This window comes from Trueperaceae bacterium, assembly GCA_031581195.1.
Lineage (GTDB): Bacteria > Deinococcota > Deinococci > Deinococcales > Trueperaceae > SLSQ01.
Map to the genome: position 1 here is coordinate 1 of JAVLCF010000007.1, position 12391 is coordinate 12391.

At 72.3% G+C, this 12391-nt stretch carries 9 protein-coding genes; 5 read left to right on the forward strand and 4 right to left on the reverse strand.

What is annotated here, in order from left to right:
- The 4 genes from RI554_01310 to RI554_01325 form a co-directional block, all read right to left on the reverse strand.
- Positions 1-2366: glycoside hydrolase family 31 protein (locus tag RI554_01310; protein MDR9390648.1), on the reverse strand; the 2366-nt coding region annotated here is incomplete at its 3' end.
- Between the two features lie 16 nt (positions 2367-2382).
- Complete coding sequence (locus tag RI554_01315; protein ID MDR9390649.1) at positions 2383-3456, reverse strand: carbohydrate ABC transporter permease; 1074 nt, start codon at positions 3454-3456, stop codon at positions 2383-2385.
- Complete coding sequence (locus RI554_01320) at positions 3449-4399, reverse strand: sugar ABC transporter permease (protein ID MDR9390650.1); 951 nt, start codon at positions 4397-4399, stop codon at positions 3449-3451. The genes RI554_01315 and RI554_01320 overlap by 8 nt, the downstream gene beginning before the upstream one ends.
- 194 nt (positions 4400-4593) lie before the next feature.
- On the reverse strand, positions 4594-5868 hold the full coding sequence (locus tag RI554_01325; protein MDR9390651.1) for an ABC transporter substrate-binding protein: 1275 nt from the start codon (positions 5866-5868) through the stop codon (positions 4594-4596).
- Positions 5869-6150: 282 nt separating this feature from the next.
- On the opposite strand from RI554_01325, the gene RI554_01330 reads away from it, so the two are divergent.
- From RI554_01330 to RI554_01350, 5 genes are all read left to right on the forward strand, one after another.
- Positions 6151-7620 carry a pyruvate kinase gene (locus tag RI554_01330; protein MDR9390652.1) on the forward strand — a complete coding sequence of 490 codons (1470 nt, stop codon included), beginning with the start codon at positions 6151-6153 and terminating at the stop codon, positions 7618-7620.
- A gap of 132 nt (positions 7621-7752) precedes the next feature.
- Positions 7753-8673 carry an ABC transporter permease gene (locus tag RI554_01335; protein MDR9390653.1) on the forward strand — a complete coding sequence of 307 codons (921 nt, stop codon included), beginning with the start codon at positions 7753-7755 and terminating at the stop codon, positions 8671-8673.
- Complete coding sequence (locus RI554_01340) at positions 8670-9500, forward strand: ABC transporter permease (protein ID MDR9390654.1); 831 nt, start codon at positions 8670-8672, stop codon at positions 9498-9500. The genes RI554_01335 and RI554_01340 overlap by 4 nt, the downstream gene beginning before the upstream one ends.
- A 34-nt stretch (positions 9501-9534) precedes the next feature.
- The gene (locus RI554_01345) at positions 9535-11070 is read left to right on the forward strand and encodes an ABC transporter substrate-binding protein (protein ID MDR9390655.1); all 1536 of its coding nucleotides are present in this window, start codon (positions 9535-9537) and stop codon (positions 11068-11070) included.
- 4 nt (positions 11071-11074) lie between these two features.
- Positions 11075-12322 carry an alkaline phosphatase family protein gene (locus RI554_01350; protein MDR9390656.1) on the forward strand — a complete coding sequence of 416 codons (1248 nt, stop codon included), beginning with the start codon at positions 11075-11077 and terminating at the stop codon, positions 12320-12322.
- Positions 12323-12391: the final 69 nt, after the last annotated feature.

Consider the following 12391-nt stretch of genomic DNA (forward strand, 5'->3'; position numbering starts at 1 on the left):
ACCGAGACGCGGAAGAACCCCTCGCTGATCCCCAGCGCCGCGCGGCCCTCGGGCCCGAGGAGCGGGAGGGCGACGCCGGCCCGCAGGAACCAGGCGGGGGTCCCGAGCGGGGTGGCGGCCGTGATCCGCCCGTCACGGCCGTCGACGCCGTCGCCGGCGTGCACGCGGCCGGTGGCGAGCTCCCACCAGCGGCCGGGCGGGAGGCGCACCTCGCGCTCGGTCGCGCCGGGGGTGACGACGGGCGCGACGAGGAGGGCCGGCCCGAGCAGGTGCACGAGGTCCTCCCGGTGGCCGGGCCGCCAGGTCGGGAAGGCGTAGGCGAGCGGGCGCGTGATCGGGGTGCCGTCGGTCGCCGCCGCGCGGAAGGCGGTGTCGAGGTAGCCGACCAGACGGTCGCGCAGCTCCAGCAACCGCCGGACCTGGGGCAGGACCTCGGGGTGGCTCCACGGTTCCGTGACGCTGCCGTCCTCGTTCCAGGAGTGGATCGTGAAGCGCGGCATGGCGACGCCGTGCTCGATCCAGCGCACCAACAACTCCGGGTCCGGCATCGGGCCGGCGAACCCGCCGACGTCGTGCCCGTACGACGCCCAGCCCGACAGGGACAGGTTGAGGCCCTGCGGGACGTTGTAGCGCAGGGTGTGCCAGTCGGTGTGGTTGTCGCCCGTCCACGTCTGCGCGTACCGCCAGGTGCCCGGCATGCCGCTGCGCGTCAGCGTCCAGGGGCGCGCGTCGGGGGCGTGCTCGCGTTGCGCCTCGAACGTCGCCTTGTTCATCAACGTCGCCAGGACCGGCCGCAGGCCGCGGGTCGGGCCGAGGGCGCTGCGCGCCCCCGGATCCCAGATCTGGTACTCGTTGTTGTCGTTCCAGGCGATGGTGGTGCCGACGTCCAGGATGCGTTCCCGGACGCGGGCCTTCCACCAGGCGACCGCGTCGGGATGCCCGAAATCGAGGTAGCCGCCCTCGCCCCCCCAGAAGCGCGACAGGTACGGCCCGTCGGGGTCCGCCTCGTCGTCGGCGGGCGGGCCGTCGCGCCGGCGGGTCCCGAGCGCCGCGGCGTTGCGGACCAGCAGGCCGCGCGCGGCGAGATCCTCGAACTCCGGGTGGCTCGTCAGCAGCGCCGGCTTCAGGTTGGCGATGCTGCGGATCCCCGCGTCGTTCAGGACGTCCAGGAGGGCGGGCGGGTCGGGGACCCGCCGGTCGTTCCAGTGGAAGACGTAGCGCAGGCCGTCGTCGTGCAGCGAGTAGCCGCTGCTGAGGTGCAGGGCGGCGGCGTGGACGTCGTGCCGCTCGAGGTCGTCCACGAACCCGCGCAGGGCGGCGACGGGGTCCTCCGCGTCGGTGTAGTGCATCGTCGACGCCAGGTACCCGAGCGTCCAGCGGGGCGGGACGGGCGGCGTGCCGGTCAGGTCCGCCAGGCCGTGCGCGACGTCCTCGAGGGTGGGGCCCGCCAGGAACCAGGCGTCCAGACTCTCCTCCATCACCTCGAGGTGGCGGTAGGGCCCGTGGTAGTTGTCGACCTCCGCCCCGAGGTCGGCCACGATCACCGCGCCGGAATCGACCAGCCACGACGAAGCGCGCCCGTCCGGCGCGAGGGTCGTCAGGACCGGGAGGTGCTTGTAGAGCGGATCGCCGGTCTCCGCGTCGTAGGCGAGCGCGTCGAGCGGACGGAGGCGGAAGCGGCGGCGGGCGCGGTCCAGCGGACCGCTGGCCTCCCCGAGCCCGTAGAGGACCTCCGCGTCGTCGCGCCGCCAGTGCCAGCGCACGCCGCGCCCGGGCAGGTGCCCGTGCGCGCCGGTGGGGAGGTCGCGCCAGACGAGGGTGCCGTCGGCCCGGTGGATCGTGAGGGCGAACGGCGCCAGGTCGACGCGCACCTCGAGCGCGTCGCTGCGCAGCGTGACGTGGGGGCGCCCCTCGCGCGGGTCGAGGTCGGCGTCGCGCGCGTCGAGCACCACGCCCGCCCCGTCGCCCGCCCCGTCGCCCGCCTCGGTGATCGCGGGCCGGGGGAACCGCGTCAGGTCGCGCCGGTCGCGGCCCTCGTACGGCACGTCGCCCCCCTCGCCGACGACCATCCAGGTGCGCTCCTGGGCGGGCGTACCGGTCGGGTGGACCTCGAGGCGCAGGCGGTCGTGGTCGGCGAAGGTCAGCGCGACGCGGGCGGGACCGTGCCGGGCGGCGAGGTGGAGGGTGGCACCGTCGATCCCCTCGACGCGGAGGTGCCGGGTCGGGAGGCGGGCGCCGTGCACCCCCTCGCGGGGGGGCGCGCCGAGGCCGGCGGCCTCGGGGGCGCGCTCGCGCGCCCACTGGCGCGCGAGGCGGGCGGATTCGTCGCCGGCGGTCCCGTCGGGGCTCGTGGGGTCGTCGTTCACGTCCTTCCTTTCCGCGTCACTGCTTGACGCCGCTGGAGGCGATGCCGGTGGTGATGAAGCGCTGCAGGAAGGCGAACACCATCGTGATCGGCAACAGCGTGAGGACCGTCATCGCGAGGACGTAGTGCCACTGGACGTTCAGTTCCCCCTGGAAGGCGTTCAGGCCGACCTGGAGGGTGAACAGTTCGCTGCGGGTGAGGACGATCAACGGCCACAGGAAGTCGTTCCAACGCCACATGACGGAGAAGATCGCCAGGACCGCCATCGCCGGGGCGGAGAGCGGCAGGACGATCTGCCAGTAGAGGCGCCACTCCGACGCGCCGTCGATGCGGCCGGCGTCGAGGAGTTGGTCGGGGATCGTGAGCATGTACTGGCGCAGGAGGAACACGCCGGTCGGGGTGGCGGCGCCGGGGATGATGACGCCCCAGAGGTTGTTGACCCAGCCGACCTCGGTGATGACGAGGTAGACGGGCACCAGGATCACGCTGAGCGGGATCATCAGGGTGCCGATGATCAACAGGAACACCGCGTTGCGGCCCCGGAACTTGTACTTCGACAGCCCGAACGCCGCCATGCTGTTCGCGAGGAGCGTGACGATCGTCGCGACGACGGTGACGACGACGCTGTTGCGGAGGTAGGTCAGGAAGTTGAAGCGCTGCAGCGGATCGACGTAGTTCTCCCACGCCAGCCGCAGTTCGCGGACCTGTTCGCGTTGCTCGATGTTGACCGTGATCGGGTCACCCGGCGCGTCGGGGTCGACCATGCTCGCTTCGATGCCGATGCGTCGCACCTGCGCCATGCGGCGTTCGGTGCCGTCCTCGAAGGTGACGTCGAAGAGGGGGAGCGGCTCGTCGTACCCCTCGACGTCGACGGTGGTTTGGGCGTAGGGCAGGGCGGTGGGGGGGAACTCGAGCAGGCCGGCGGGGGTCTTGAAGCTCGAGGCGACCAGCCACAGGACGGGCCCGAACATCACGACGATGCCGATCGCCAGGTAGCCGTACGCCAGCCAGTCGGTCAGGTGCAGGGTCCGGCGGCCCTGCGGGCCGCGGCGGCCGCGGCGGAGCTTGAGGAGGGCGCCGAGGCTACGCAAGGTGGGACTCGCTTCCGCGCGTGAGGCGCAACTGAACGAGGGTGATGATCAGCAGCACGACGCCCAACGTCACCGACGCCGAGGCGGCGAGGCCGAAGCGTTGGATCTGGCTGGCGAAGCCGACCTCGTAGATGTACTGCACCATCAACAACGTCGCGCTGCCCGGCCCGCCGCCGGTGAGGACGTACACGAGGTCGAACATCTGCACCGCCCGGATCATGGCGAGCACCAGCACGACGACGACGTTCGGCATCAACAGCGGGAGGGTGATGTGCCAGAAGCTCTGCAGCGGCCCGGTGCCGTCGATCGCGCCGGCGTCGTAGAGCTCCTTCGGGATCGACTGCAGGCCCGCCAGCAGGATGAGGGTGTGGAAGCCCATGTTGGCCCAGATGGTGACGACGATGACCCAGAACATCGACCAGTCGGCGTTCAGCAGGAACAACGTCCGGTCGAACCCGAGGCTGACGAGGATGCCGTTGAGGACCCCGTCGCGCTGCAGGATCCACTTCCAGATCAACCCCACCACGACGGGGGACAACAGCACGGGATAGAAGTACACGCTTCGGAAGAAACCGCGCGCCACGATGCGGGCGTTGAGGACGAGCGCGGTGATGAGCGCGAAGAACACGAGGCCGGCGACGTGGAAGGCGACGAACGTGAAGCTGTTCCACACCGCCCGCCAGAAGAGGTCCTCGTTGCAGGTCGCGGGATCCAAATAGTTACCGCAGGCGTAGATCCGTTCGAAGTTCTCGGTGCCGACGAACGGGCGTTCGAGGGGATAGAGCGCGGTGCCGCCGGTGAAGGCGTAGTAGAAGTTCATGACCATCGGGAAGAGGATGAACACCCCGAAGATCGCGAGATTGGGAAGCAGGAAGATCCACGGCATGCGGCGCACGCCGATGAGGCGTTGGATGGGCTCGATCAGCCATCCGAGCACCGTCATGGCGACGGCGAAGACCCCGAAGGCCGCACCACCGGGCGTGGGCCGGCGCGGGCGCGGGGCGGGGGCGGCGGAGCGGTTCAAGGGCGACCTTTCGACGCGGTCGGGACGCGCGGTCCCGCGGAGCTCGGCACGGGGGAGGCCGGAGGCCCGACCCCGGGGTGGGGGCGGGCGTCCGGCCTGCGATCGTCGTCAGTTTACTGGGCGTCGGCGATCTGTTCGTCGATGTCGCGCTGCATGCGTTCGATCGCCTGGTCGAGCGTCAGCTCCCCGACGAACACCTGCGTGAGGCGGTCGCGGGTGGCGTCGAACACGACGCGGTTGTACTGGTAGCCCTGCAGGGCGTACGCCGCGTCGGCGAGCTTGGGCACCTCCGCCGCGAACTGCGACAGGGCGTCCTGCGTCGCGGGCAGGTCGGCGTCGAAGTCGACGCCGCCCTCGGCGAGGCCGAGGTGGCCGGGGATGAACAGCGTGCGGCCGTAGAACTCCGCGAGCTGCTCCTCCTGCGCCAGGAAGTCCATCAGGCGCGCGACCTCTTCGGGGTGGTCGGTGTCGGCGATGCCGACGAGGGCCGCGCCGCCGGGCATGCCGGTGCAGGCGCCACTGGGGCCGCAGGGGTTCGGCACGGCCTTCCAGTCGAAGGCGTCCCCGATCAGTTCGGTGAACTGACCGATCTGCCAGCTGCCGGACATGTAGAGCGCCACCTGGCCGTTGACGAACTGTTCGTTGCCGGCGACGTAGCTGCCCTGCGAACCGATCCACACGTCGGGGATCATGGTGCCGTCGGCGTGCCAGTCGACCATCAGTTCCGCCATGCGGCGGAAGCCGTCGTCGGTGACGACCGGGTCGCCGTTCTCGTCGAAGTACTGCGCGCCCATGCTGATCGCGGGGCCGGCCAGGCGGTGCCCGGTGCGGTCCATCGCCATCGCGAAGACGCCGGTCGCGTCGGCCACCTCGTTGGTCGCCGCCGCCCAGTCCTCCCACGTCGCGCCCTCGCCGGGCATCTCGACGCCGGCCTGCTCGAACAGGGTGGCGTTGACGTAGGGGCCGGTGACCGTCAACTGCGTCATGAAGCCGGGGATGGCGTCGGAGCCGTCGGGGCGCATCCAGTCGTGGAACGGCCCGAAGTTGGCGTCCCAGTAGCCGGGGTCGTCGAGGTAGGGGCGCAGGTCGAGGAAGTACTCCTGCAGGCCGCCCAGGTCGGTGACGCGGGCGACGTCGGGGCCCTGCCCGGAGGCCAGCTGCAGCGGCAGCGACTCGAGGATGCCGCTCGAGTACGGCACGACGTCGATGACGACGTCGATGTCGGGGTTCTCGGCCTCGAAGCGCTCGACGAGTTCGCTCATGACTTCGGATTCGGAGCCGTCGTCGTACCAGGTCATGCGCAGTTCGGTCTGCGCGAAGGCGGCGCCGGCCACCAGGGTCAGAACGGCGGCGAGCGCGGCGAGAAGACGTCGGGTGGACTGGGTCATGCCATACCTCCAGGGTGTCGGTCGCCACGGGAAGGGGGTCGTCCCCTCGCCCCACCCCGTGGCGGTGGCGCGAGGGGCAACGGTCCACGACGCCAAGGGCCCGGGCGGACCCGGGGAACGACGTCTCGACGCGTTGCGTTGGGGGAAGTATCGTCCTTGCCGGCCGCCGCGTCAAGCGGCGCGAACGTTCGCGCGCCGTGACGGTGCGCTGACGGGCGACCGCCACACTCGGGGGGCCGGGCGGCGCGCGGGCGGCCGCCCCCGGAAGGGAGGCGCAGGGGTATGGCTCCAGGCGACCTCGCGTCGCTCCGCGTCGAGCTGGATGCGGTCCGCGAGCAGGTGGTGGCGCAGGCGGAGGCGACGCTCGCGCGCTGGGGTGCGGACGCCGTCCCGGAGCCGCGCCGTGCGTCGTTGCGCAACCTGGCGCACTACCTGGCGTTGCGCCGTTACGACCTTCGCGACCTGCAGGACCGCCTGTCGGAGCTGGGGTTGTCGTCGCTCGGGCGGGCGGAGCCGCGGGTGCTGGCGAACCTCGATGCGATCCGCGCCAGCCTCGCGGCGATCCTGGGCGACGCCCGCGCCGCCGAAGCCCGGCCCGACCCGGCCGCCATGCGGGCGGGGTCCGCCCACCTCGACGCCGCCCTCGAGGCGCTCGCGGGGCCCGCGCGGGGGGAGCGCACCACCCGCATCCTCGTCACCCTGGACGGGCGCCGCGACGACCTCGCGGCGCACGTCGGGCGGCTCCTGGACGCCGGCACCGACCTGGTCCGCATCAACGCCGCGCACGACGACCCCACCACCTGGCGCGGCATGGTCGACGTCGTCCGCGGCGAAGCGAGGGCGCGGGGCGCGCAGGTACGGATCCTGTTGGACCTCCCCGGCGCCGGCCTCCGGACGCGCATGGAGCAACGCACGAAGCGGCTTCGTCCGGGCGAGACGGTGCAGCTCCACCGTGCGCCATCGAAGCCGCGCGACGTGGGGGTGTCGGTCCCGGAGGCGCTCGATGCGATCCCGGTCGGCGCGACGGTCGCCTTCGACGACGGGCGGGTCGAGACGCGGGTCCGGACCCGCGGGCCCGACGCCCTCACGCTGGAGGTGACGCACGCGCGCGAGGGGGGCGACCGCATCCGCCCGAACAAGAGCGTCGGGGTGCGGGGCGTGGCGTTGCCGTTGCCGTTCCCGACCGACGCCGACCGCGCGGCGCTCGAGGCGCTGGCGGGGCACGTCGACGTCGTCGGCCTCTCGTTCGTGCGGAGCCCCGACGACGTCGCCTGGCTCCAGGACGCCACGGCGTCGTGGGGGGCGGACGCCCCGCCCGCCCTGGTCGCGAAGATCGAGACAGGGGAGGCGGTCGCGGCGCTCCCGGAGATCCTGGCGCAGGGGCTGCGGGGCGGAGCGTTCGGCGCGATGATCGCGCGCGGCGACCTGGCGGTCGACATCGGCTTCGAACGCCTGGCGGAGATCCAGGAGGAGCTCCTCTGGGTGTGCGAAGCGGCGCACGTGCCGGTCGTGTGGGCCACGCAGGTGTTGGAGTCGCTGGCGAAGACCGGCCTCCCCTCGCGCGCGGAGATCACCGACGCGGCGATGGCCGACCGGGCGGAGGTCGTCCTGCTGAACAAGGGCCGCTACCAGGAGCGCGCCGTGGCCCTCCTCGACGACGTCCTGCGGCGGATGGAACGGCACGCGAAGAAGAAGAACCCCCGCCTCCGGGCGTTAGCGAGCTGGCCCGCGTGGAGCGCACCTCCGCGCTGAGGACGGGTCGGGCCCGCTCCGCCTCGCGCTCCACGGGGCTCCGGGCGACCCCCCGACCGGATGCGACGGAGCGTGACGCACCCCTGACGGGCGGGTGACGCGCCCCTGATGGGGGCCGGCGACACTCGCGCCATGATGCGGTTCCTTGCGGTGCGGACGGTCCGCGGCGTCGCCACCCTGATCGCCGTCGTCGCGCTCACCTTCGCCCTGGGGCGCGCGACCGGCGACCCGGTGGCGTTGCTGCTGCCGCAGGGGGCCACCGTGGACGACGTGCTCGCCATGCGCGCCCGCCTGGGGCTCGACCGGCCGCTCCCCGTGCAGTTCGGGCTCTACCTCGGGGATCTGCTCCGCGGCGATTTCGGGACGTCGCTGGTCTACAACCGCCCCGCGCTCGCCGTCGTCGCCGAACGCGTCCCCGCCACGCTCCGCCTCGGGGCGGCCGCGTTCGCGGCGGCCATCCTGGTGGCGGGACCGCTCGGGGTGTTCGCGGCGTTGCGTCGCGACACCCCCTTCGACCGCGCGGTGCGGGACCTGAGCCTCACGCTGCAGTCGCTCCCGTCGTTCTTCGTCGGCATCGTCGGCATCCTCGTCTTCGGGGTGGTGCTCCGCTGGCTCCCGACGTTCGGGGACGCCACGCTCCAGCACTACGTGCTCCCGGTCGCCACCCTGACGTTGCTTCCTTTGGCGTTGTTGCTCCGCCTCGTCCGCGCCTCGCTCCTGGAGGTGCTTCACCAGGACTACGTGCGGACCGCGCACGCCAAAGGCCTCCCCGTCGGTCGCGTGGTGACCCGACACGCCCTTCGGACCGCGTTGATCCCCGTCGTGACGATCCTCGGGCTGCAGCTCGCGAACCTGATCGGGGGGGCCGTGATCGTCGAGACGGTCTTCGCGTGGCCCGGGGTGGGCAGCCTGGCCGTCGAGGCGATCGGTGGGCGCGACTTCGCGATCGTTCAGACGGTGGTGCTGCTCTCGGGCACCGCATTCGTCGTGATGAACCTCCTCGTGGACCTGAGTTACGCCGTGCTCGACCCGCGCGTCGAGGTGGCGCCGTGAGGCGCGTGGGGGCGCGCACCGCCGTCGCCGCGGCGACGCTCGCGGCGGTCGTGGCGGCCGCGGCCGTCGGTCCGGTCGTGTGGTCGGTCGACCCGACCGAGACGCGCCTCCTCGCCCGCCTCCAACCGCCGGTGTTCGCGGGGGGGTCGTGGGCCCACCCGCTCGGGACCGATCCGTTGGGGCGCGACGTGCTCGCGCGCGTCCTGTACGGTGCGCGCGTCTCGTTGCTCGTCAGCGTCACCGCGACGGTGGTCGGGGGCGGCGTCGGGACGCTCGCCGGCCTTGCGGCGGGCTTCGCGTACGGACGGCCGCTCGACACCCTCGTGACCTTCCTCGTCGACGTCCAGCTCGCCCTCCCCTTCCTCCTGCTGGCCATCGCGATCGCGTTGGTGTTCGGCAGTTCCCTGCCCATCCTCGTCGCGCTCGCCGCGCTCGCCGCATGGCCCCCGTACGCCCGCGTGGCGCGCGGCGTCACGCTGGCCCTTCGCGAGCAGGAGTTCGTGCTGGCCGCACGCGCCCTCGGAGGGCGCGACGTGCACGTGATGCTGCGCCACCTGCTGCCCAACCTCGCGGCCCCCATTGCGGTCCTCGCGACCCTCGGGATCGGCAACCTCATCCTGTTCGAGAGCGCCCTCGGGTTTCTCGGCATCGGCCTTCCACCGCCCGCCCCCTCCTGGGGAACCATGATCGGGGAGGGCCGCGAGTACCTGTCGCGCGCCTGGTGGGTCGCCACCGTCCCCGGCGCGTTCCTCGTGCTCGTCACCGTCTCGGTCGGCGTTCTCGGCGATGACTTCCGGGATCGTCTCGACGTCCGTACCGAGCTTTGAGTCGCCCTCGTTCCCGGAACCGTTTGGAGACGTCATGACCCTGCGCATGCCCCGCCGAAACTTCCTCAAGGGGGTCGCCGCCGCCGGCGCCGCCGCCGGCGTCGGTCCGTTCCCCACCTTCGCGCAAGCGATGCGGCCCGCGTTGCGGGTCGGCATCAACGCCGAAATCGCGAGTTGGGATCCGCACCACCAGGCCGGCTCGATCGTCGGCAACCGCTACTACGGCCTGGCGTTCGATCAGCTCGTCCGCAAGGACCTCGACGGGTCGCTGATCCCCATGCTCGCCACCTCCTGGGTCGCGGACGGGACGACCTGGCGCTTCGACCTGCGTGAGGGGGTCCGCTTCCACGACGGGAGCGTCATGACGGCGGACGACGTGGTGTTCAGCCTCGAGCGGCTGCTGTTCAGCGAGTACGAGAGCGCGATCCGTCCGACCTTCACGCCCTACGTCCGCGAGGTGCGCGCTACCGGTCCGCTGCAGATCGAGATCGTGACGCCGACCCGCGATCCGTTGCTGCCGCGCCGCATCGCGACGCCGTTCGTGGCGATCATGCCGCGTGCGGCGGTCGAGGCCGCGGGGTTCGATGCGGTCCAGACCGCGCCGATCGGGGCGGGGCCGTACAAGGTGGAGGCGTGGGACGTCGGGAGTTCGGTGACCTTCACCGCCCACGAGGACTACTGGATGGGCACGCCGCCGCTCTCGGAGTTGACGCTGAACCTGATCCCGGAGAACGCGACGCGCGTCGCGGCGTTGCAGGCGGGCGAAATCGATGTCGCCACGACCCTCCCCCCCGACCTCCTGGGGCAGGTGGAGCGCACGGCGGACCTGCAGGTGGCCGACGTGCTGCTGTACAACTTCATGCACGTCTACTTCAACACCGTCGAGGGCGTCACGGCGAACCCGGACGTCCGCCGCGCCCTTGCGCTCGGGATCGATCGCGGCCTGATCGCCGATGCCCTGTGGGGCGGCCGGGTGGCGGTCATGCGGGACTACTACCTGCCGAGCGAGTTCGGGTACGACCCCGACCGCGCCCCGTTCCCCTTTGAACCCGACGCCGCCACGGCGGCGCTCGATGCGGCGGGGTACGCGGGGGAACCGCTGGCCTTCACGCCGCCCGCGACGTACTACACGAACGGGCGTCTGGTCACCGATGCCATCAACGAGATGTGGCAGGCCATCGGGGTGAACGTCGAGTACGAACCGCTCGAGCTGGCGCAGTGGGCGGAGCGCAGCTTCGCGCGCGCCAACGTCGCGACGCTGCAGAGCTTCGGGACGGGGGGCGACCCCGCGACCGGCTTCATCGCCGAGTACCTCGCGGAGAACTGGATCGCGCAGTACTACCCGGCGTCGGACCGCTTCAAGGCGCTCGCGCGGGAGGCGGCGTCGACCCTCGACGAGGACGTGCGGTACCGGAACTACCGCGCGATCGCCGACATCCTCGATCGCGACGTGCCGTTCACCCCGCTGTACCAGAGCGTGGAGTTCTACGGCATGCGGAGCGACGTGCGGTGGCGCCCGCACCCCAACTTCTTCCTGGACTTCCGTCCCGACGCCCTCGAGATCGGCTGATCGGATGGCGGGATTGATCCTCGTGATGATCGATGGGGTGTCGGCGGATACCTTCCGGATTCGTCGTGGGCGCCTGGCGAACCTGGCGTCGCTCGCGGCCTCCGGGTTGGTCGTGGAGCGCCTGTCCGCCGCCGTGCCGGGGACGTCGCTCCCGGGGCGCGCGTCGATCCTGACGGGCGCCCCCGCGCGGCGCAACGGGGTCTACGGGAACCGCCTGCTCGACGAGGCGCACGGAGCGTTCCGGTACGCGAGCCCGTACGACGTGCGCCTCCCGACGCTGCCCCGCCTCGCGCGGGAGGCGGGGTCGACGACCGCAGCCGTCGGGATGGGCATGGTGCGTCCCGAGGACGTCGACGTGTTCGCGCACCCGTGGTGGGTGGGTTCGTTCGTGCAGCGCGCGCGGGACGCGCGCCCCGAACCGCTCGCGAACGGCTGGGAGAACGTCGCGGGCACGCTCGACCCGAGCGGGGCGCTGGCCGAGGCCGCCGCGAAGGCCGGCGTCCCGGATGCGTTCGATGCGCTGGACCTGGACGATGCGAGCGTGGCGGCGATGGCGGGGTTTCTCGGCGACCGTCGGGTCGCGGAGTGGGTCGGGGCGCTCGCGACGAGCGACGACGCCCCCGACCTGATCGTCACCGAGCTGCTGATGACCGACACGGTGCAGCACCGCAGCGGGTACGACACGCCCCTCTCGCAGTGGACGACGACGCTGATGGACGGCCTGATCGGGGACCTGCTCGCGCGCCTGCGTGACGCCGGCCGCGAGGATGCGTACGACCTGATGATCCTCTCCGATCACGGCCACGGGCCGGTCGAGCGGGCGTTGCGGCCCGACGTGCTGCTCCCGGGGGAGACGTTCGTGAGCGAGGGGGGGCTGCTGCACGTGCTCACCCCCGATGCGCCGACGCGTGAGCGCGTGACCGGCATCCTGGCGGAGGTCGGTGCGCAGGCCTACCCGACCGCGTACCTCCCCGACGACCTTCAGGGGGTGCTGTCGTCGTTTCTCGCGCCCGACGGCGTGAGCTTCGAGCACGATGGGGAGGCGCCCGACGGGCCGTGGGCGACGCCATCGGCGGTGAGCAGTCACGGGAAGCGTCCCGGCCATCCCGACGACGATCGCTTCCTGCTGCTTGCGGGGCCCCGCATCGAGGGGGGCGTCGTCCCGCGCGCGGAGGCGGCCGACGTGGCGGCCACGGCGGCGCGCCTCCTCGGGCTCGACGTCGCCCCGTTCGAGGGGACGCCGCTCGTCTGACGCGCCCCGTCGCGTTTCGACGCAGCGGCGTCCGGCGCCCGCGCGCATCGACGCGTGGGCGCGCGCGAC

Bases quoted from the DNA above. Each gene is read 5' to 3' on its own strand.
- RI554_01335 (MDR9390653.1), top strand. From the start codon at position 7,753: ATGATGCGGTTCCTTGCGGTGCGGACGGTCCGCGGCGTCGCCACCCTG.
- RI554_01350 (MDR9390656.1), top strand. From the start codon at position 11,075: ATGGCGGGATTGATCCTCGTGATGATCGATGGGGTGTCGGCGGATACC.
- RI554_01330 (MDR9390652.1), top strand. From the start codon at position 6,151: ATGGCTCCAGGCGACCTCGCGTCGCTCCGCGTCGAGCTGGATGCGGTC.
- RI554_01345 (MDR9390655.1), top strand. From the start codon at position 9,535: ATGACCCTGCGCATGCCCCGCCGAAACTTCCTCAAGGGGGTCGCCGCC.
- RI554_01325 (MDR9390651.1), bottom strand. From the start codon at position 5,868: ATGACCCAGTCCACCCGACGTCTTCTCGCCGCGCTCGCCGCCGTTCTG.
- RI554_01320 (MDR9390650.1), bottom strand. From the start codon at position 4,399: ATGACGGTGCTCGGATGGCTGATCGAGCCCATCCAACGCCTCATCGGC.